Source organism: Flavobacteriales bacterium, assembly GCA_025210295.1.
GTDB lineage: Bacteria > Bacteroidota > Bacteroidia > Flavobacteriales_D > Parvicellaceae > S010-51.
Window position 1 is genome coordinate 146,321 of sequence record JAOASC010000016.1, and the last position, 21,090, is coordinate 167,410.

17 protein-coding genes are annotated in these 21,090 nt (G+C 32.0%); 7 read left to right on the forward strand and 10 right to left on the reverse strand.

Annotated features, from left to right (window positions below; all coding sequences use genetic code 11):
- Positions 1-2: 2 nt before the first annotated feature.
- The 7 genes from N4A35_03325 to N4A35_03355 form a co-directional block, all read right to left on the reverse strand.
- Positions 3-1,049 carry an acyl-CoA reductase gene (locus N4A35_03325; GenBank protein MCT4580424.1) on the reverse strand — a complete coding sequence of 349 codons (1,047 nt, stop codon included), beginning with the start codon at positions 1,047-1,049 and terminating at the stop codon, positions 3-5.
- A 70-nt stretch (positions 1,050-1,119) separates the two neighbouring features.
- Positions 1,120-2,382 carry a DUF2130 domain-containing protein gene (locus N4A35_03330; GenBank protein ID MCT4580425.1) on the reverse strand — a complete coding sequence of 421 codons (1,263 nt, stop codon included), beginning with the start codon at positions 2,380-2,382 and terminating at the stop codon, positions 1,120-1,122.
- Positions 2,383-2,415: 33 nt separating this feature from the next.
- Complete coding sequence (locus N4A35_03335) at positions 2,416-3,747, reverse strand: SpoIIE family protein phosphatase (GenBank protein MCT4580426.1); 1,332 nt, start codon at positions 3,745-3,747, stop codon at positions 2,416-2,418.
- Between the two features lie 108 nt (positions 3,748-3,855).
- Complete coding sequence (locus N4A35_03340; GenBank protein ID MCT4580427.1) at positions 3,856-5,313, reverse strand: dicarboxylate/amino acid:cation symporter; 1,458 nt, start codon at positions 5,311-5,313, stop codon at positions 3,856-3,858.
- 80 nt (positions 5,314-5,393) lie between these two features.
- Positions 5,394-6,710, reverse strand: coding sequence for a hypothetical protein (locus N4A35_03345; protein ID MCT4580428.1), 1,317 nt, complete (start codon positions 6,708-6,710; stop codon positions 5,394-5,396).
- Positions 6,711-6,795: 85 nt separating this feature from the next.
- Complete coding sequence (locus tag N4A35_03350) at positions 6,796-7,593, reverse strand: hypothetical protein (protein ID MCT4580429.1); 798 nt, start codon at positions 7,591-7,593, stop codon at positions 6,796-6,798.
- Between the two features lie 10 nt (positions 7,594-7,603).
- A complete protein-coding gene (locus N4A35_03355) occupies positions 7,604-8,518 on the reverse strand; it encodes a YfiM family protein (GenBank protein MCT4580430.1) in 915 nt (304 codons plus the stop codon).
- A 197-nt stretch (positions 8,519-8,715) separates the two neighbouring features.
- Between N4A35_03355 and N4A35_03360 the strand changes: the two genes are divergently transcribed.
- Positions 8,716-9,312, forward strand: coding sequence for an HD domain-containing protein (locus N4A35_03360; protein ID MCT4580431.1), 597 nt, complete (start codon positions 8,716-8,718; stop codon positions 9,310-9,312).
- Between the two features lie 6 nt (positions 9,313-9,318).
- Here N4A35_03360 and aroC read toward each other — a convergent pair whose 3' ends face one another.
- Positions 9,319-10,398: a chorismate synthase gene (gene aroC / locus N4A35_03365; protein ID MCT4580432.1), complete on the reverse strand. Its 1,080-nt coding sequence runs from the start codon at positions 10,396-10,398 to the stop codon at positions 9,319-9,321.
- Positions 10,399-10,489: 91 nt separating this feature from the next.
- On the opposite strand from aroC, the gene N4A35_03370 reads away from it, so the two are divergent.
- A complete protein-coding gene (locus N4A35_03370; protein ID MCT4580433.1) occupies positions 10,490-12,757 on the forward strand; it encodes a patatin-like phospholipase family protein in 2,268 nt (755 codons plus the stop codon).
- Between the two features lie 14 nt (positions 12,758-12,771).
- Entirely contained in the window at positions 12,772-14,349 is a 1,578-nt protein-coding gene (locus tag N4A35_03375; protein ID MCT4580434.1) for a hypothetical protein, read from the forward strand.
- Positions 14,350-14,360: 11 nt separating this feature from the next.
- Here the strand turns inward: N4A35_03375 and N4A35_03380 are convergent, their stop codons facing one another.
- Complete coding sequence (locus tag N4A35_03380) at positions 14,361-14,828, reverse strand: MarR family transcriptional regulator (GenBank protein ID MCT4580435.1); 468 nt, start codon at positions 14,826-14,828, stop codon at positions 14,361-14,363.
- Positions 14,828-15,301 (reverse strand): glutathione peroxidase, encoded by a 474-nt coding sequence (locus tag N4A35_03385; protein MCT4580436.1) that lies wholly within the window; start codon positions 15,299-15,301, stop codon positions 14,828-14,830. The genes N4A35_03380 and N4A35_03385 overlap by 1 nt, the downstream gene beginning before the upstream one ends.
- Positions 15,302-15,502: 201 nt before the next feature.
- On the opposite strand from N4A35_03385, the gene N4A35_03390 reads away from it, so the two are divergent.
- The 4 genes from N4A35_03390 to N4A35_03405 all read left to right on the forward strand — a co-directional run bounded on the left by N4A35_03390 (position 15,503) and on the right by N4A35_03405 (position 21,057).
- A complete protein-coding gene (locus tag N4A35_03390; GenBank protein ID MCT4580437.1) occupies positions 15,503-16,594 on the forward strand; it encodes a tetratricopeptide repeat protein in 1,092 nt (363 codons plus the stop codon).
- 31 nt (positions 16,595-16,625) lie between these two features.
- Positions 16,626-18,710 (forward strand): OmpA family protein, encoded by a 2,085-nt coding sequence (locus N4A35_03395; protein MCT4580438.1) that lies wholly within the window; start codon positions 16,626-16,628, stop codon positions 18,708-18,710.
- 204 nt (positions 18,711-18,914) lie between these two features.
- Positions 18,915-19,838: a T9SS type A sorting domain-containing protein gene (locus N4A35_03400; protein ID MCT4580439.1), complete on the forward strand. Its 924-nt coding sequence runs from the start codon at positions 18,915-18,917 to the stop codon at positions 19,836-19,838.
- 142 nt (positions 19,839-19,980) lie between these two features.
- Positions 19,981-21,057: a Fic family protein gene (locus tag N4A35_03405; protein ID MCT4580440.1), complete on the forward strand. Its 1,077-nt coding sequence runs from the start codon at positions 19,981-19,983 to the stop codon at positions 21,055-21,057.
- The last annotated feature ends 33 nt before the right edge of the window (positions 21,058-21,090 follow it).

Here is a 21,090-nt window from a genome sequence, read left to right on the forward strand (position 1 = left end):
TTTTACAATTGAGTTAAGAAATCAATGACATCTATATTATCAGCATAATCCCACAATTGTGGTGTTTGAGCTTTTCCAAAAGGAATATTATTTTGGCCAACAACGCATTGAATTTCAGATTTATTTTCGGTTAAAAATTTCTGAACTTCTTCAATTTTTTCGTATTCCTCATAAAAAAGCATCCCAATAGGAGAATGTAAACTTGAATCTTCTTTCATTAATAAAAATCCATTTTCGACCATGTCATGCTGTTCCATCAAATAAACCGCTTTATGATAATCATAATTATTTGCATATTTATTATTTTCTGAAACATAGTCATGTTTGAAAAATGCTCCAAATATTGCATCTAAATCATACCCTTTTGGAACATACAACTTGGTTACATTTCTGCATCCAAGTCCATAGTATAAAAACACATCATCTGCCAAACTCGACAACTCTTCTTTGGTCTCTTCTCCAGTTAATACAGCTACTGAAGTTCTATTCTTACGAATAATGTTGGGATACTTCCCAAAATATGTATCGAAATACCTTGCTGTATTGTTACTTCCAGTTGCTATTACAGCATCAAAACCTTCTAGTTTAAACGGAATAAATTCAATGGACTTTTCCACATTAATATCAAAGAAATTCAACACTTTAACTACAGCAGGAATTAACACATTATCATCAGATGACAATTTAGCCTTAACCTTTCCTCCAAGAAGATATACACACAACAAATCGTGAAACCCAACCATTGGAATATTTCCAGCCATAATAATCGCGACTGTTTTATCAAGGTCTTTAGTTATTGTATATTTAGAAACCCATAATTCAAGATTTTCTTTTGTTAACGCCTTTCCCCAAGACTCAAAAGCAAATAACACTTCTTTTTCAGTAAACCATCCATTGTGGTGTTTAACCGTTTTTGTTTTTTCTACTAAATTATGGTATTCCTCTTCAGTAATTCCAAGTTCAAAATCTGTCCAAGTTTCTTGATTACCAACAGCTGAAAGTACCTTTCCTAATTGTACTAAACTATTAATTCTTTGAGACCAACTCATTTTTTTATTTCTGTTCTTATTAGTTTCAGCTAGCAAAGATACAAATTAACATGATTGTATCAGCAGTATTTTAAACATCAAACTCATCGTCTGGATCAGGCAACTCCAAAGCTTTTACAGATTGAATAGCATTTCCTGCAATACCTTTAATTGAATTATACATAAAATTGGTATTTAACACCACTTTTTCAATTTGTTTTTCTCTTCTTTTCCAATGTCCTTGCATTGAACGTTTCTCTTTTTCAAGGTCTGCTTTCATTTGCGAAAAACCTTCTACAATGGCTTCAATTTGCAATCTAAATTCATTCCCTGTTAAAAAGTCGTATAACATTGACATCTTATCTCCTTTATTTTCTTGAGTAGATACTGCCATTGACAGTTGAACAATTGACTCTCTCAACACTGCACAAAGCCCTTTAAACTCTTCGTAAGAACAGATCCAAATTCCGTCTTTCATCCCAAAACGAGGCATATCACTTGGCATTGTATTCGTTACCAAAACACCAATATTTGCTCCTTTATCTCTAATGTCATTTTTAAACTTTTCAATCCATGTTGGTTGAAAATCTTTTGTCCTTTTACTTTCGTAATAGATTGAACCACAGTTTTGTCGTGAACGTGTATTAACGATTTGCAAACAATCCCCTCCTCTAGCACCTTTCTTTACTTCAGTAATTGAATCTAAAGGAAAATTGGTTGCTAAGAATTCCTCAATTGCTAACTCTTGAACTTCTCCCTGCATTTGCATTGAACCTTGTTCTTGCTTACGCTTCATTTCTTCTGTTAGCTTCTTTTGGTCTTCTAACTGTTTTTGAAGCTCTTTATATTTGAGTTCATTTTTTTCAGCTTCTAATTTTCGAATTTTTTCTTTTTCAAGGAGTAAAGTTTCATTGAGCTTTTTTTGAGCTTCAGCTTCAGCTGCTTCTTTTAACTCAGATTTTTCTCTTTTTAATTTTTCAATTTCAGCTTTTGTCCGATTCAATTCTTTAATCTGCTCCGACTTATCATTCAACTCCTTTTGTAAAGCTTTAAATTGTTCAGAATTTTCTTCAGAAAGCTTCGCTTTTAATTTATCTTCAATTGCTTTACGGTCCTCTTTCAACTGTTTCTCTAGACGCTCTCTAAAAAGTTCATTTTCCTTTTTCTTTTGAGATTCAAATTTTTCTCGTTCTTTTTCAAGTTTTTCTTGACTGCTTTCAAACTTCTTTTTTTCATCCGCCAACTGTGCGTGATATTTCTGTTTAATTTCTTCTTCTAATTGATGTGCTAGAATATCTTGAACATCTATTGCTGTTCTACAGTTTGGGCAATTGATTTGATTTTGATTACTCATTTATATTTTTGGTCAATGTTTAAGCGATAGGAATTAAATCCTAATTCCAAAGATACAAATATCATCCACCTGTTCCAAGTCCCCTTTCCAATTGACGATATATTCATGTAAAATTCTTTTTTGTTCTTTCATCGACTTATTTTGAATAGCTAACAAAATATTTTGAAAAGGTTTAGTTTTCAACTTTTTTCTTCTTTCTCCTCCAAATTGATCTATATATCCATCAGAGAACAGATAAATCGTATCTCCCTCCTCAAGGTTTATCAAATGTGTGGTAAATAATTTTTGTCTAGTAAAAGCTCCAATAGGCTGTTTATCTGGCTTATACTCTATTATCGCACCATTTCTCACTAACCATAGTGGTCGATAAGCACCTGCATATTCTAAAATATTTCCTTTTAAAGAGCATAGTGCGATATCCATTCCATCCCTTACACTTTGTTCATTGTGCTCAAATTTTTGAGTTACAAACTCTCTTGTTTTATCTAAAATTTCACCTGGTTTAATTAAGCCATATTCTTTTACCGAACGATTTAGTCCATAATTACAAACAACAGAAACCATTGCCGCAGAAACTCCATGTCCTGTACAATCAGCTACAGCAAACAAAGTTCTGTCCCATTGCTTTTCTATCCAATAAAAATCACCTGCTACAATATCTTTGGGTTTATAATAGACAAAAGCATCTTTAAAATGGCTTTCTACCTCTTCTTTTTCTGGTAAAATGGCTTTTTGAATTTTCTTAGCGTAAGTGATATTATCTACAATTTCTTTATTTCTTTTTTGGAGTACATTTCTTTGTGCATTCATTCTAGCAATAAAACCATTGAGGTGGTTTACAAAAAAAGCTAGAATCAAAAAGAATCCAATGATCATGGTAATTAGGAGTGCTACATTATTTAAAATATAATTTGCATTTCCAGTAATCGAAAAGATCAATAATGAGACTAATAATACCACTAATTGAATAAAAGCATTTTTTAAGTTAACAATAAAACCTGTTAGGATAATAAAGAAGATTAAAAAAGTGATATTTCTTAATAAAAGTTTTTCAAAAATTAAATCATGATGCACTGAGTTTAAAGATAAAAACTGCCCAATAATGATATTGGCTACCATTGTCCAAGTGAGGTACAAAAAAATCTTTTTACAACTTTCTCCACTTCTAAAAAAACTATACACTAAAATCCCCAACAACAAAACTATCCCTACATAGAAATTCGTTTTTAACGACAATGTTAACTGAGCATAATTCGTTAATAGATTAATGACTAATCCCACCATAGAAAAAGCCAGCGTAATGAAAAAAATCACCTGCTTTCCTTTCTGATAAGTGTAATTATTTTTAACTCTACTCCTAAACATAGTGTTTAAGGTAGCGATTCCTAATAATAAAAACCGACTTTTAAACGTCTTTCAATACAAAATCAGTAATAAAACAAGCTAACAATCCGCTTAAAAACGGACTAAGAACTATAAATCTAACTCTTCATTATACATATCATCCAATTCACTGTCGTCAACTACATGAAGCTCATTCTCTGTTGAAGCAACTACAGTTGCTACAGTGGCATCGCCTGTAACATTTACCACAGTCCTCATCATATCTAGTAAACGATCGATTGGAATAATAAAGGCTACCCAAGCAGGATTTAAGCCTACTGAACCTAAAACAATCATTAACATTACTAAGCCAGCACTTGGTACAGCAGCAGAACCAATTGACGCCAATGTAGCTGTTAATACAATTGTCATTTGCTGACCAAACGATAAATCAATTAAATGAATTTGTGCTAAGAATATTGCTGCTACAGCTTGATACAAACTAGTTCCATCCATATTTACGGTTGCTCCTATTGGCAAAACAAAACTTGTGACTTCTTTTGACACTCCTACTCTATCTCTAACACACTCAATAGTAACGGGAAGTGTTGCTGCACTTGAACTTGTAGAAAAAGCTAAAAACTGGGCCGGGCTTATTCTTTTAAAGAAGCTTCCATAAGTTATTTTTTTACGCACTACTAATTTCAACACAAAAGGATAAACCACAAAAATCATCAATGCTAAACCTAGAGCTACTACCAAACTATAAACTCCCAATGTTGCAAAAAGTTCGAATAATTTAGAGGGATCATCCTTTGCTAATTCTGAAAACTTTCCAGCTAATAATGCAAAGACAAAGAATGGGGCCGCTTTCATAATGACATCAACCATCATTAAAAACACATCATTTAACCCTCCTATAACTGCATTAACAGGTTTTGCCGATTCAGCAGGAATTAGTAATAATGAAACACCAAAGAACACACCAAAAAAGATAACTTGAAGCATTAATTTGTTATTCGTTAATGACACAAAAATATTTGAAGGAACAATGTCTACTAAAGCCTGTAGTGGTCCAGATTTTTTAGTTTTACTCACTTCAGCTGCTTTCTTTTGCATGCTTGCATCATTAGAGAATGCTTCACTTTTTTCTTTATAAGATGCTTTAGCTTCTGCTATGTATTGGCTGTACTGGCTATCAGACAAGTAGTTTTTTCCATCCTTAATCTCAGTATTCGTTTCTGCACACCATAACTCATACTCTATTCTATTCTTTATCAGCTGCTCATCTTCTAAATAAGCTCCTGGTTTTAATATATTAACAAGCCCTAAACCTAAACTTACCGCAAATAGAGTGGTTACTAAATAAATCCCCAATGTTTTGATACCTGTTTTACCCAGCTTTGTAATATCTTGTAGGTCGGCAACTCCTTTGATTATTGAAAACAACACCAATGGAACGGCAATCATTTTTAACAAGTTTATAAATATGGTTCCAAAAGGAGCTATCCAATCTAAGGTAAATTGAGACCAGCCTAAATAGCTTGATCCAAAAGCCCATAAAATCCCTAAAACTAACCCAATTATAATTTTCCAATGTATTGCCATGCTCTTCTCTATCTTTTATCTGTCGAAACTTCGGATTGCAATATTAACTACAAAAGCGGTAAATGACAAATAGAATTCAATTATGGTAAAATTTGAATTGCGATCCAATCAAAACTAGAACGCACCACTCCACTACTTGAGTTTGGAGACACCCAACATTGTGTTTGAAAGACTAAATTTGATGTTTTGGTAAATCCACAAAAACTGGCATCCATAGTATTTCCATCTACAGAGTTAGCATTATAATTACGTTGAGAAACGATAATATGTGGAGCAGGACCTGAAGCCACAAAACCATAAGTTGAGAGGTCTATTGTAGCTCCGTTATTCGAAGCATTTGGTCCGGTTACATTTTGGCCAGATGCGATTAGCACTTTAGCGTTAACTATAGTTCCTACATTAACATTTCCTCCTCCATTTGAAAGTGAAAGCACCCCATTTGATTCGGTTAACGATTGAATTTCGTTGGTTGGATCACTATCTGCATCATTTACATTATCTGTTAATGTCACTGAATTCCCATTGCTAATGGATAAAGTATTTCCTGTTAAACTTAAAGTCTGAGCATCTGTATTATCCAAATACCCTGATAAATCTACTGTTGTATTATCATTGGTTAAGGATAGCGTATTTCCTGTCAATGTTAAATCTTGTATTTCGTTATTGGGATCACTATCTGCATCGTTTACATTATCTGTTAATGTCACAGAATTTCCATTACTAATGGATAAGGTGTTTCCTGTTAACGATAAATGTTGAATTTCATTGGTTGGGTCAGCATCATTATCTGATAAGCTACTTAGGTCAACAAAAACACCTCCTCCGTTTTCATAAATTGTTAATACTGTTCCTGTTAAAGTAACACTATCAATATCAGTATCAATTGAATCTCTTAAATCGGAAATAAAAGTTGAATTATAAAGCAAAGTATCTGCCGCGTGATACATGATTGAAACAATACTATCTGTAAAATCAGAATTGATAAACAACGTATCAGCATTAGCCACTACATAGCTGTATGCACTATCAATAATATACGATAAGTCTACGCTTGCAGCATTACCATCCTCAATATAAGTGGTCAAGTTGGTTCCTACTAAAGTAAGGCTATCAATATTTTGATCATCGTTGCTAATGCCTCCTCCTGAAGTTAATAAAGCAATAAAATCAGTCGTATTAGCATATTTTACAACACCAGTTGTAGGATTAATCATTAAGATTGACGTATCACCTATGTTATAAGTATTTAACCCTTCTATTTTTAAAGGGTTAGCTCCTATATTGACTGGTTTGATGTGTAGCGTATTGGTTGGGTTAGTTGTTCCAACCCCCACATTTTGGCTAAATAAATTTGAAATTATAAAAATGAACCCCAATAAAATTCCTGCTCTTTTCATAGACACACAATAGTTTTGCATAAAAATAATCTATTTTTTTGTTCCTAGTATAAATTGTGGAGATTCTATGTTGAAAAATAATACTTTAAGGACAAATCAAACTAAAACTTGTATTTCCATCAATTAAAGTTAAATTATAAGTAGCCCACACGACATTATCCACCTCAATACAAGATAATCCTGGATTGTTTCTGCTATCGAAATAATTTATATTAGCTGTCCCATTTGATAGTTTTAATTCACTTAAATTGCTTCCGCTACAATCTAAATAACTCAAAACATTTGTTGTCGATAAATCAATTGTAGTCAACTGTGTATTATTGCACTTTAAATCAGATAGCTCTATTAAACTAGAAATATTTAATGTGGTTAAAGGATTATTGAAACAAAAAAGAGTGTATAAACTTGGTGTTGTACTTAAATTAAGCGAAGAAATATTATTATCTGAGCAGTATAAGCTTTTTAAATTGATACAGGAGGAGAGGTTTAAGTTAACTAAATTATTGTTATTACACTGTAAATGGTTAAGTCCTATCAATGCAGAAATATCCAGAGTGTTCAAGTTATTCCGATTACAATATAAACTTTGAAGTGCTAGATTATTTGATAAATCGATTGAAGTTAAGTTATTTCTAGAACAATTCAACAGCCTTAAATTGATAAAGTATTCTATTCCACTTAAATCTGAAATCCCTTTATTACAAACATTAATTCCTCCCGAGAAAGCTTGAGCTTCCAAAAGTTGAATCTCATTATCATTATTGGTATTAATCGCTGGATTATTGACTAAATAGGCTTTAAATACAACATCAGGAATAATGATATTTTGCCCTAGACAAATTACAGGACTACATAAGATTAACAAATACCACCAATTTTTCACCTAATAAATCTTAAAAATACAACAGATGAAAATTAACACCTTTTTGAGAAAATTCCAAAGTAGGTAGCGGAACTTTTAAAAGACCAAAAGAAGATTGAATAACTTTTAGCCATTTTTGTTTGGTTTTTATTTTAGTTAAATCAACATCTAAACTTAAATAATACTGTCTATATCTTTGAAAATCATTGCTTATTTCTATTCCATTATAATCAACCAATACACCTTCCATTCCTGAAATCATTTCTTCACCTCCTATTCCTACAGCTAAGTTTAACCATTTGGGAAATTTGGAAGTTTTGGGTAAAAAAGAGCCAATATTACCACTCAACCATATTGTTTGTCCATTATAATCTTTCAACAATCGCTCTGAAAAAGAACTCCCTAATAAATTAGGTCGATATTTTGCATATTCGGTTAAATGAGCTGATATTTTTAATCGAAAACGCTGTTCTTGCCAACCTAAGTCTTGACCAATCACTAAAGCTGCACCTATGGTATTCGCTAAAACATCAGAGTAAGAAAATCCCCACTGGGCAGATTTCCCATCTAAAAATTCTACTCCAGTTAGGTAAACCAATCCTAAACTACCGCCTAATAGTGATCGTTTGGCTCCTTTTACCCCACTCCATTTCATAAGTTCTATACCAGACAGTCCCATATAGTAAGCTGTAGTAGCATGTCCAAACTTATCCAGTTGCAACCACTCCTGACTATCATCAAAAGCATGTAGTTTAGCTTGTGGATATTGCTTATACCAGACCTCATTTAATAACGCTATAGACCCTATTGCAGCTACAGACTCAGTAATCAAAACACTTCTATATCTTTTTACATTTAGTGTATCTGAATTTAGAAAAAAGTCCGTTTTCTGTCCATAAACCACACCGGAGTACAAAGCAACAATTATGATAACTAGTATTCGCATTGTAACAAATTTAAACAACTTCAATTTACCTCCCTATAAATTGATCAAGTTATATAAAAAAAATAAAACTTTATCTTTTACATTTTTCAAACAAAAGTCATAAACGATTAACAAGTTAATCCGTATTTTTGCGGAAGTTTGTATATTGAAAAACTTAGTTTGAGTAATCTATTTGATACTCAACTTAAAAGCGTAAAATGGACTTAACAAAAGCAAGAGACTATATCACTAATCGTTTAGTAAATGAGCTTTCTGATGACTTATTCTATCATGGTGCGCATCATACTTTTGCAGTTGTAAAAGCGGCAGGACAGTTAGCTTATAACGAGGGGATTTCAAAAAGAGAATACAACCTTTTATTAACAGCTGCCTATTACCATGATAGTGGTTTTTTATTTCAATATAAAAGTAATGAGCCTTTTGCTGCTCAATTGGCAATTGAAACACTTCCTAATTTTGGATATTCAACCAAAGATATAGAGGCCGTTAACCGAATTATTCTTGCCACACAGTCACACATTATGCCCAATTCTTTATTAGAAGAAATAATGTGCGATGCAGATCATGACTATATCGGTACGGAAGACTACCATAAAATAGCACAAACTTTAAGAGATGAATTAGCCACTACAGGTGTTGTATACCAAGACATCGAATGGTTAGAAGTCCAACATACCTATTTAACGACTAAACATCAGTACTTTACTCAAACTGCTAAGAAAAATAGAGTTCCTCAGAAAGAACAAATTATTAAAGAACTCTTAAATAAAATTCAACAAGAAAAAGCCATTTAAGCCTCTTTAAATTTTTGCTGCTTTATTTCTTAAATAAAAATCAAGTAAGACCATTGCAGTCATGGCTTCAACAATCACAACTGCCCTAGGCACTACACAGGGATCGTGACGACCTTTTCCTTCTAATTGAACCGTTTCTCTATTTAAATTAATGGATGCTTGTTTCTGCATAATGGTTGCGACGGGTTTAAACGCGACATTAAACTCAATATTTTCACCATTTGAAATTCCACCTTGAACACCTCCTGAATGATTGGTCAACGTTTTCACTTGCTCATTGTTAACCACAAACACATCATTATGTTCAGAGCCTCTAAAAGTAGTTCCACTAAAACCAGAACCAATTTCAAAACCTTTTACTGCATTAATACTTAACATTCCTTTTGCTAGATCAGCTTCTAATCGATCAAAAACAGGTTCACCTATACCTACGGGCATATTTTGCACAATACAACTCACAATTCCCCCTGTAGTATCTCCCTCTTTTCTAACTTGTTCTATATGAGCTATCATTTGGTTAGCAACCTCTTCATTAGGACAACGTACTATATTAGTTTCAACTTTTCCTAAATCAATGCTGTCTTTATTCTTATCTAAGCTAATGGTTCCCACAGCTTTAGTATAGGCTGTAATTACGATACCTTTCTGAATGAGGACTTGTTTTGCAATTGCTCCAGCGACTACCCTACTAGCTGTTTCTCTAGCACTTGCGCGTCCACCTCCTCGATAATCTCTTATCCCATATTTTTCTTGGTAAGTATAATCAGCATGAGAAGGGCGAAACTTATCCTTAAGGTGCGTATAATCCTTACTTTTTTGATTGGTATTTCGAATAAAGAAACCGATTGGAGTCCCTGTTGTTTTCCCCTCAAATATTCCTGATAGAAATTCAACTTCATCCTTTTCTTTACGTTGCGTCGTAATCTTGCTTTGACCGGGTTTTCTTCTATTAAGCTCTTGTTGAATAAAATCAAAATTTATAATTATTCCAGCTGGGCATCCATCTATAACTCCTCCGATTCCAGCTCCATGAGATTCACCAAAACTTGTCAGTTTAAATATTTTTCCAAAAGAATTCCCAGCCATTATAAACGATTCATTAATTTTCGTCAACTAAATTAAGCATAACTATCTATATTCGCTTTTATAATAGGAGAAAAAGTTTTATTTTACGTGTATGGAAACTCACCAAAAAATATCGAACAGTCCTTCTCTTAGAGAACAGATATGGTATTTTTTTCCATTACAACTACTTCTTTTGCACCTTAAGCGCAATCAAGTTGTCCTCCTTTTTTGGGCTATTTTGTTTTTATACATTACCCAAGCAATTGGTCTAAAATATGGTATTCCTTTTTTATTTTTAACTCCCGAATATTTTGATTCAATTGATTTTTTATCCTACTTTATCTTAGGGGTTGCTACTGGTGGTTTTATTATGGCCTTTAATATTTACAGCTACATCATGTTTGCTTCTGAATTTCCATTTTTAGCGACATTCTCAAGGCCTTTTATAAAATTTTGCTACAACAATTTCATTATTCCATTATTATATGTTTTGCTGTATTGTTGGTTTTCTTATTCTTTTCAAATTAATGAAGAATTAATCAGTTCAAAAGACGCATTAATGAATCTTTTGGGGTTAAATACAGGCATTTTGTTTTTCATCGTTTTTTCTTCGATTTACTTTATTCGTTTTAACAAAAATATTTATCATTTTAGTGGAAAAGATGAAGCCTATTATCAAAGTCAATTTCAAGAAATTGTAAAAGAGGCTACTTTTCATAAAAAAACAAAATGGTATTACCGCCTAAGCCAAAAGAGAAAAGTTAAAATTGTCACTTATATCAATAATTTTAAAGAGATCAAATTGGCTAGAAACATTGAGCACTATGATAAAAAGCTTTTAAAACGTGTTTTTGCTCAAAATCATATTAATGCCTCCATTTATGAATTAATGCTTTTTATCACTTTTTTAGTACTTGGATTTTTTAGAGATAATCCTTTATTTAACATTCCTGCTGGGGCAAGTATTTTTATTTTTTTCACCTTAGCACTTTTACTGTATTCAGCTTTATACTCTTGGTTTAAAGGTTGGACTTTATCCCTTTTCATAGTGCTGCTTTTATGCTTTAACTCACTAACTGGGTCTGCCGACTCTTTCTTCTTTAAAAGTTATGCACATGGAATCGATTATTCGGTTCAACCTCAGTATACTAACGAACACCTAAAAGCCATTGCAACCAATTCTAATCAAATACAAAAGGATAGTTTAAATACCATACAAATCTTGGAAAACTGGCAAAAAAACGCATCAAACATAACGGGTAAAAAGCCTAAACTTGTTGTCCTTAATATAAGTGGAGGTGGACTGCGTTCTGCTTTATGGAGTTTTCACGCCACCAGTTACCTCGATAGTATTTGCAAGCATCAATTATTACCTCAAACAGAACTGATAACAGGAGCTTCTGGAGGAATGATTGGAATTTCATATTTAAGAGCATTATACCATCAAAAACAAAGCGATACTACCATTCATTTAACCGCTCAAAAATACAAGCATCAAATTGCCAAAGATTTATTAAATCCCTTGCTGTTTGGTATCGCCACAACTGACTTTATTTTTAGGTTTCAACAGACAAAATTTGGCGATTATTCTTATTCTAAAGATCGAGGTTACTCTTTTGAACATAAAATTCAAGAAAACTTTGATAATACATTCAAAAACAAAACATTAGGAGACTATCTCATCCCAGAAATGAATGGGGAAATACCGTTAGTTTTTTTAACCCCCACTATTGCTAATGATGGGCGTAGGCTTTTAATCTCTCCTCACTCCCATTCCTACCTAGCAACGGATACTGCAACATTCAATAACATTGATTATCAACAATTATTTAAAACCAATAAACCTAACCAGCTTAAATACCTTTCTGCTCTAAGAATGAGTGCAAATTTCCCTTATGTCTTACCAATGGTTTCTTTACCTAGTAGTCCTAATTTAGAAATTGTAGACGCTGGAATAAAAGACAACTATGGCGTACAGACTAGTACAGAATTTTTAGAAACATTTGAAAACTGGATCACTCAAAATACTAGTGGTGTCATTTTTATTGAGATTAGAGATACTCCTAAACTTAAACCAATTAAATCGGCTCATAATTATAATAGTTTATTGCAAAGGTTAACGCTGCCAGTAGGTAACATTGTAAAGAATGTCTTAAGAATTCAAGATTACAACAATGCACAGTTAATACAGAAGTTGGAACAAAAGTATACAGCTCCTCTCCATTGTTTTACATTATTTATGAACCAAAATGAGAAACAAAATATTTCGATGAGTTGGCATTTAACACAATTAGATTGTGAAAATATTTATGGTTCAATAGAAAGTAATCATAATCAAAAAACAATAACAGCGATCAAAAAATTAATTTTGAATAATTAATTATCTTTGGCGACATGTCATTTCAAATCAAAATCAAAGAAGCTTGGCCTTTCTTTATTGGAGTAATTGTAGTACTCTTTTTTCAGTTCTCTGTTACTGGAGTTAACTTAAAATACTTTCCAGGCGATTTAGGAGATGCCAGGTTCAACACCTACTTATTAGAACATGCTCATCAATACTTTACTGGAGAAATTGACGATTTTTGGAACGCCCCTTTTATGTACCCTGAAAAAGAAGTTATTTCCTACTCCGATAACCTATTAGGTAGTGCACCTTTCTACTCTATATTTAGAAGTATTGGAATTGATAGAGAGACTGCTTTTCAATGCTGGTTTATCTTAATGGGATTATTAAACTTTGGTTTTTGTTATCTTTTTCTAAAGGCTGTATTTAAAAATAAGTACACTGCAGTTGTTGGAGCTTTAATCTTTTCAATTTCAATTGCTTTACATTCTCAATTAACACATGCTCAAGTATTTCCTAGATTCCCTATTCCTATAGCTTTTTGGTTATGTTTTCAATTTTATAAAACATTTAATCCTATTTATTTTTTAGGAATTTTAATGACGGTAGTGTATCAATTTTATTGTGGGATTTATTTAGGGTTTTTATTAGTCATACCTGTAACTCTTGTTCTTTTAGGAATTCTTATCAGTAAATATGAGTTGTTGTTTCAAAATATTAAGCGTTTGACATGGTTAGCAAAAATGTTGATTTCACCGATAATAAGTGTATTAGCTATACTCCCATTAATGCTTCCTTATTTAAGAAGGTCAGCCTTATTAAATGAAGAAAAAACATACGATGCTATTGTTGCTAGTTTACCAACTATTCGCTCCTATTTTTATGTTCACAATAATGGGAACTCACTTTGGAGTTTTCTTTCCAAAACAGGAGAAGATTATCCAGCGTTTTACGATCATCAAATATTTGTAGGAGGAATTGGGATGCTTTGTATGCTTCTGTTCTTTGGCTCTCTAATTTTTATTGTTTTAAAAAGAAAATCAAATCAAGCTTTTTATCTAATAATTGGATTTTCTGCACTACTATCTTTTGCTTTATTTACTAGGTATCAAGGTTTTTCACTTTATGAATATGTTTTCAAAATACCTGGATTTGAAGCTTTACGTTCATTAACTCGAATCATCAATATTTTTCTAATCTTTTTTGCTTTTGCTACCGCATTTGTAAGCAACTATTTCTTTTCTAAATCAACTCAAACAGCTCCAATTATTTTTACTGTTTTAGTTCTTATAATTGGAATAGATAACTATACTAAAGAAGCTAGCATTTACCGATCTGAAAAAGCTGTTGCTGTTAAAAGAGTTGACGATTTAGTTGATAAAATGAGTCATATTCCACCGCAAACAGTTGTAAGCTATGAACCTTTACAACAAGAAGATGCTGCTATATTTTATCAATTAGATGCAATGCTTGCAAGTCAACAACTCCATTTGAAATCATTAAATGGTTATAGCGCTACATCTCCTGTTGGTTTCGACAGTTATTGGAGAAACATTGATAGTACTGCCAGAAATATATGGTTAACTACTAAAAAATTTAATCAAGACTCGTTAATTATTATACATTGATATAACTTCCATTAACAAGTTTCAGACACCTCTTTTTTGCTTAATATCCCCATTAATTTAAATAAAGTTTTTTGAAAAGCTAAGACTTCTGACTGCTCAATCGATTCATCTACAAACGAATTCAAAATACGCTCTGGTATAGTTCTCGCTTTTTCTTTTAATTCCTCTCCTATTTTTGTCAACTCAATAATTACAGTTCGTTCATCTTTTTTAGAACGCTTACGAATTATAATTTCTTTTTTCTCGAGTCGCTTCAGTAAAGGTGTCAATGTATTAGACTCCAATAACAATTTTTCTCCAATTTGTTTTACCGTTTGTTCTTCGTATTGCCAAAGCACTAATAGAACTAAATATTGAGGATATGTGATTGCTAACTCATTCAGGTAAGGTGCATACAGTTTTGTTGTTAATCTAGAAGCTGCATATAAAGGAAAGCACAATTGATTTTCTAAATAAAGATTTGAAAATTGAGCGTCCATTACAATATACTTTTTATTAATTCCTCCATTGCATCTGGCTTAGTAATTGGAGCAAATCGTTTAACAGGCTTACCATTTTTATCAATTACAAACTTTGTAAAGTTCCATTTGATTTTACTTCCTAATAACCCTCCTAATTTTGACTTTAAGTATTTAAAAATAGGATGCGTATTCTCTCCATTAACTTCAATCTTTTCAAACATTGGAAAACTCACACCATAATTAATTTGACAAAACTCTTCTATTTCATCAGAATTTCCAGCTTCTTGGTTTCCAAATTGATTGCACGGAAAGCCTAATATTACTAATCCTTGATCTTTGTAAGTTTGATATAATTTTTCTAATCCTTCATACTGTGGTGTTAACCCACATTTACTTGCTGTGTTAACAACTACTATTGTTTTCCCCTTATATTCATCCATTGAAATAACTCCACCATTCAATTTCTTTGCTTCTAATTTATAAAATTCCATATTTTTTATTTTAATCTTGTTCGTTTTAATCGCTCACGATACAAATTTAAAAAAAATAAAAACGAATATTGATGAAATAATGTTAAAATAACAAAACAAGACTTAAAATAGGAAAACTTTAGTCAGTTGTTAAAAACTACTTCAAACAGATACTTCTTATATGACTAACTTACGCCCACAATTATAAAAACGTCTAAAAACATGAAGAAAATCGTACTTATTTTACTCGGTACTGCTTTGACTTTTAGCTTTTATTCACAAGAGGGATTAACGCAAGAGGAGCAAGATTTATTAAACAAGGTGAATGCCGAAAATGCAGCTACTGCAGCTACAGCTGAAGCACAGGAAGCATACAATATGGGGATTACTCAATTTGGAAGTAAAGACTATAAAAAAGCTATCGCTTCATTCAACAAAGCCATTCAAGGAGATCCAAAATTTGAAGCTGCTTATTACAACAAAGGGGTTGCACAAATTCAATCAAAACAATACACAGGAGCCATTAGTACATTTACCAAGTTAATTGGAATCAATGAAGAAAATGCAAAGGCTTATGCACAGCGTGGCTTGGCGCATCAAAAAAATAACGAATTAAAAAAGGCGGTAACAGATTATCAACAAGCTACTTTTTTTGATCCAAAAGACGAAAAGAACTTTTACAACGCAGGTGGGGCTTTATTCATGTTAGGAGATTATGACAAAGCGATAAAAATGTTTACCAAAGCTACAGAACTAAAAAGTGATTTTGCAGCAGCTTATAATGACAGAGGTAGTTGCTACAGAATGAAAAAAGATTTTCAAAAAGCTTTAGCAGATTATCAAAAAGCTGGAAAGTATGGAGCTAAACATGCTTTTATCTTTAACAATATTGGTACTGTAAAAAAACAATTAAAAGATTATCAAGGAGCCAAAGATGCTTATAGTAAAGCAATTTCATTAGACCCTAAATTCTATTTAGCTTATAATAACCGTGGAGCTATGAATATGGAACAAGGAAAAGCTAATGAAGCATTAATAGACTTTAATAAAGCTATTCAAATCAATAAAAATTATGCTCCAGCTTATAATAACAGAGGAATTATAATGCATAAAAAAGAAAAATATAAAGATGCTATTGCAGACTTTACAAAGGCTATTTCAATTGATAAAAACTACGCTGATGCTTATGCTAACAGAGGAGTATCAAAAGAAATGAATAGAGATATGGAAGGTGCTTGCCAAGATTGGAGCAAAGCCAATGAATTAGGTTCTGAAAAAGGAACAACTTATCATTCAGGAAACTGCTCATTCTAAATTATTCAATCACTAATCTAAAAAAGAAATTATGAAATCAATATATACAATTTGCCTATCCTCTACTCTATTATTTGGTTCATTAGCTTATGGTCAAGATGTTCCATTTAAAGCAGGGAATTTTAAAGATAAAAAAGACGAATTTAAGACTGCCTTAGCTCATTTTGAAAAAGGTCAAGAATTAATTGAGCAAGGAAATGAAATCATTTACGCTGTTCAAAATCCAGGGAATACATTTAAGTCAGCGATCATTGAATTGAAGAAAGCGCATAAATTTAACCCAAAAAGTGCTGAAGTAAACTTTATGTTAGGGAATGCTTATTTATACACCAACGAAAAGTACAAAGCATTAGGTTATTTAGAAAAAGCAATCAAATTAAATCCTGAAGTTGATGATTTTAGTGACTTTTATTTAGGAATGGCCTATCAATTAGATTTAGATTTTTCTAAAGCCTTAAAACACTATACAAAATTCGAATCCAACTCGAAATCCAAACAAATTGAGTCATTAGGAAGAATGCTCTCAAAACGTAAAAAAGAATGTAAATACGGAAAAGAATTAACTGCTAAACCTGTTAGAGCTTGGATTGACAACGTAAAAAGTGTCAACTCTAAAAACGATGAGTACAGTCCATGTATTTCTACTGATGGAGCTACAATTGTATTTACCTCTAATCGTGACAATGGACATCAAGCCAATGAAGTTGGAGAATATGACGGAGACATTTATGTTACTGAAATGAATGACAAAGGGAAATGGTCGGCTCCAAAAAGCATTGGTTCTCCTTTAAATACGGAAAAAGATGAGACGGCAACCATGCTTTCATACAATGGTACAAAAATGCTTGTTTACAAAAAAGAAGGAGACAATTATGATGTTTATGAAAGTAAATTAAAAGGAGCTAATTGGGGTACTCCAAAGGCCTTACATAGAAGTTTAAATACCAGCGCTGACCAAACTTATGCTAGTTATAACTATAATGATCGTAAAGTCGTTTTTGTTTCAAGTAAAAAAATAGGAAGTTCAAGTAAAGGAACAGATATTTTCACTTGTGGAAGAATGAATGGTCGTAGAGATGAATTTGGATCTGCTGTTACAATTGGTTCAACAATAAACACAAAGTTTAACGAAGGGTCTGTTTATATGCATCCTGATGGAGAAACGATGTATTTCAGTAGTGAAGGTCATAACTCTATGGGAGGTATGGATATCTTTGTTTCGTATAAAAAACAAGGAGCTTGGACAGCACCTGTTAATTTAGGATATCCAATCAACACTCCTTATGATGACTATTTCTATGCTTCTACTGCAAGTGGTAAATATGCCTATATTGCCTCTAACAGAGAAGGAGGAAAAGGTGGTTTAGACATCTATAAAATAACCTATTGGGGAGAGCCTAAAGAGCAGGCTTTAACTACTGAGGATTATTTACTAGCCAGTGCTGCACAACCAATTAAAAATGTACAAATTGAAAACAAAGTAAAAGTTAATAAGAAGTCATTAACAGTATTTAAAGGAAAAACAATTGATGCTATTAGTGGTAAAGCTGTTGAAGCGAAAATTACCATTACAGATAACTCAACAGGTAGTAAAATAGAATCGTTGATGACCAACAGTGCTACTGGTAAATTCTTATTGTCGTTGACTTCTGGTAAAAACTACGGAATTACAGTTGAAGCTGACGGGTACTTATTCCACAGTGAAAACTTTGACATCAAAAATGGAGGAGCTTTTAATATGGTGAATAAAGTTGTAGAGTTAAAAAACATCAAAAAAGGAAGCACTATTGCTTTGCGTAATATCTTTTTCGACTCTGGTAAATCAACTTTACGATCGGAGTCTAATGGAGAGCTAGATCGTTTAGTAAAACTCTTAAAAGAAGTCGGTTCTTTAAAAATTGAAATTTCAGGACATACTGATAATGTAGGTAGTGAAAGTTTAAATAGCAAGCTTTCTCAAGATAGAGCTCAAGCTGTTGTCGACTATTTAGCAGGAAAAGGAATTGCTAAAACACGATTAGTAGCCAAAGGTTATGGTTCTACTAAGCCAATAGCTTCTAACAACAGTTCTTCTGGAAGACAACAAAATAGGCGAACTGAGTTTAAGATTTTGTAAGGAACTCAATCAAAACCTCTTAATCTCCTTTCATCAAGGGAGAAAAAGCATCTATCTTATTTAAAGGTAGGTGCTTTTTTATTAAGTAGTACTATAGTACAAGTTGTAATATGAAAGCTATTTTTTGATATATTTAAGTATTCATCCTGTTTTTGCTAACCCCAATTTCTATCTAAAAAAATAGATTTGTTTACCTATCCCGTCATGTCAATTGTACAACAATTTCCTTTTACCCTCATTTTAAAATCCAGTAGTTTGTTTCTATTACTCTGCTTATTTAATTATACAGCATTAGCTCAACGTCCTTTTCAACTCTATGAAAGTACATGGGAACATGATCCAATGGGAGCATTAATTAATAGTTTTAACATTAACTTGACTCAAAATGACAATGAGTTTTCATTTGATACTCAAATTTTATTAGACTCTGTCGATGCTAATACAGCCACCAATATTATTGCCCTAGACCAAACATGTATGGAATATTCAAGTTACCCTCATTATTATTTTTCTTATTCCTTAGACACAGTCTGTTCAACTGGTGTTGAATGGAGTCAAATAGAGATTAGTGACTGTAATAATGAAGTTTGTAAACTATATTCAAACGTTGAACTCCCTTTTCAAGGTCAGGTCATCAATTATGGATTTCCCGAGTATCGATGTAATAGAAATAGCTTTTCACTTACTTTTCAAAACCTCAATACTTCAACCCCCGGTTTTTTGGAACTCATTTTAAGAATTGGGACCGTTAACTCACCAAATGGAAGTCCTAATTTTGATCATCAATATTATTCTGAGTTTCCCATATTGGTTTCAATCAATGGAGGTAGTTGTTCAAACGAGCAATATAGCGCATTAAGGGACCCTCAATCCAGTTTTGGAAAGGAATTCGAGATTTATTACCCCGAAAATAGTAACGATATCGAAATTAAGATTAACCAAAATATCGTTTTAAGTCATCTCAAATTTGATTTGATAACTGTTACAGGTCAAACGATACGTTCAATTGACATCCATGATTATCGTACTACGATTTCTCGATTAAATCTTACTACAGGAATTTATTTTCTTGTTATGACTGATTTAAATAACGGGCATAAAACATCAAAAAGAATTTTTATTCAATAACTTTTATAGAACGTTTTTTTATGTTTTAATATGTATAGAAAATTGAAAAATCTTATCATAGCAAAGAGCTTATGTAAAGAAAACTGGATTTTCTTTACATAATAGATTACCTTTGTAAAGAAAATTGGATTTTCTTTACATAATGAATTCTTTTGAACTCAAAATATTACCAATAACTGAAGATATAGAATCTAGAAAGGTTTTAAAAAGATTAGCGAATGCTCATAGAGCCTTGGCAGAACTTAAAGGAATAGCCTCAAGCATACCTAATAAAAACATTTTAATAAACACACTCGTACTAAAAGAAGCAAAAAATAGCTCTGAAATTGAGAACATCATTACCACACATGATGATTTATATAAAACTGAACTAAATTTAGAAAGTACAAAGTCATTAGATGCTAAAGAAGTGCAAAGTTATATCGGTGCTCTGAAAAAAGGATATCGTTTAATCTCAAGTAAAGGAATTTTGACCAACAATGATATTATACAAATTCAGTCTGAATTAGAAAAAAATAATGCTGGCTTTAGAAAAGTACCAGGCACTGAACTAAAAAACACTATAACAGGAGAAACAGTCTATACACCTCCTCAAGATTATAATAGCATAAAAAAATTAATGGTTAACCTCGAAGCTTTTATCAATGATGATTCTCTTTCTGATTTTGATCCAATTGTAAAAATGGCTATCATTCATTATCAATTTGAAAGTATCCACCCTTTTTATGACGGAAATGGTAGAACTGGAAGGATTATCAATGTTTTATATCTTGTGATGAAAGGCTTATTGGAATTACCTATTTTATATATGAGTCAATATATTATTAAAAATAAAAATATGTATTACCAATTATTACAGGAAGTTAGAACCACTAGTAATTGGGAAAACTGGTTATTGTACATCATAAATGCAATTGAAAATACTGCTTTGCAAACAATAAATTTAATTAAAGCTATTAAAGATTTAATGTTAGAATACAAGCATTTAATTCGAGCTAACTATAAATTTTATAGTCAAGATCTATTGAATAATTTATTTCAGCATCCCTATACAAAAATTGAATTTATTGAAAGAGATTTAAAAGTATCTAGAGTAACAGCTGCAAACTACTTAAATCGTCTTGCTAATGATGGGATTTTAATTAAACAAAAACTTGGAACTGGTAATTATTATATCAATCATAAGCTTTTTCATATTTTAACGAAAAATAATCATTAACTAGCTAAAATAAAACATAGAATTTTAATTAAT

What these genes read in the sequence shown, in the direction of transcription:
- N4A35_03325 (MCT4580424.1), bottom strand. Translation starts at nt 1,049, where the DNA reads ATGAGTTGGTCTCAAAGAATTAATAGTTTAGTACAATTAGGAAAGGTA.
- N4A35_03330 (MCT4580425.1), bottom strand. Translation starts at nt 2,382, where the DNA reads ATGAGTAATCAAAATCAAATCAATTGCCCAAACTGTAGAACAGCAATA.
- N4A35_03335 (MCT4580426.1), bottom strand. Translation starts at nt 3,747, where the DNA reads ATGTTTAGGAGTAGAGTTAAAAATAATTACACTTATCAGAAAGGAAAG.
- N4A35_03340 (MCT4580427.1), bottom strand. Translation starts at nt 5,313, where the DNA reads ATGGCAATACATTGGAAAATTATAATTGGGTTAGTTTTAGGGATTTTA.
- N4A35_03345 (MCT4580428.1), bottom strand. Translation starts at nt 6,710, where the DNA reads ATGAAAAGAGCAGGAATTTTATTGGGGTTCATTTTTATAATTTCAAAT.
- N4A35_03355 (MCT4580430.1), bottom strand. Translation starts at nt 8,518, where the DNA reads ATGCGAATACTAGTTATCATAATTGTTGCTTTGTACTCCGGTGTGGTT.
- N4A35_03360 (MCT4580431.1), top strand. Translation starts at nt 8,716, where the DNA reads ATGGACTTAACAAAAGCAAGAGACTATATCACTAATCGTTTAGTAAAT.
- aroC (MCT4580432.1), bottom strand. Translation starts at nt 10,398, where the DNA reads ATGGCTGGGAATTCTTTTGGAAAAATATTTAAACTGACAAGTTTTGGT.
- N4A35_03370 (MCT4580433.1), top strand. Translation starts at nt 10,490, where the DNA reads ATGGAAACTCACCAAAAAATATCGAACAGTCCTTCTCTTAGAGAACAG.
- N4A35_03375 (MCT4580434.1), top strand. Translation starts at nt 12,772, where the DNA reads ATGTCATTTCAAATCAAAATCAAAGAAGCTTGGCCTTTCTTTATTGGA.
- N4A35_03380 (MCT4580435.1), bottom strand. Translation starts at nt 14,828, where the DNA reads ATGGACGCTCAATTTTCAAATCTTTATTTAGAAAATCAATTGTGCTTT.
- N4A35_03385 (MCT4580436.1), bottom strand. Translation starts at nt 15,301, where the DNA reads ATGGAATTTTATAAATTAGAAGCAAAGAAATTGAATGGTGGAGTTATT.
- N4A35_03390 (MCT4580437.1), top strand. Translation starts at nt 15,503, where the DNA reads ATGAAGAAAATCGTACTTATTTTACTCGGTACTGCTTTGACTTTTAGC.
- N4A35_03395 (MCT4580438.1), top strand. Translation starts at nt 16,626, where the DNA reads ATGAAATCAATATATACAATTTGCCTATCCTCTACTCTATTATTTGGT.
- N4A35_03400 (MCT4580439.1), top strand. Translation starts at nt 18,915, where the DNA reads ATGTCAATTGTACAACAATTTCCTTTTACCCTCATTTTAAAATCCAGT.
- N4A35_03405 (MCT4580440.1), top strand. Translation starts at nt 19,981, where the DNA reads ATGAATTCTTTTGAACTCAAAATATTACCAATAACTGAAGATATAGAA.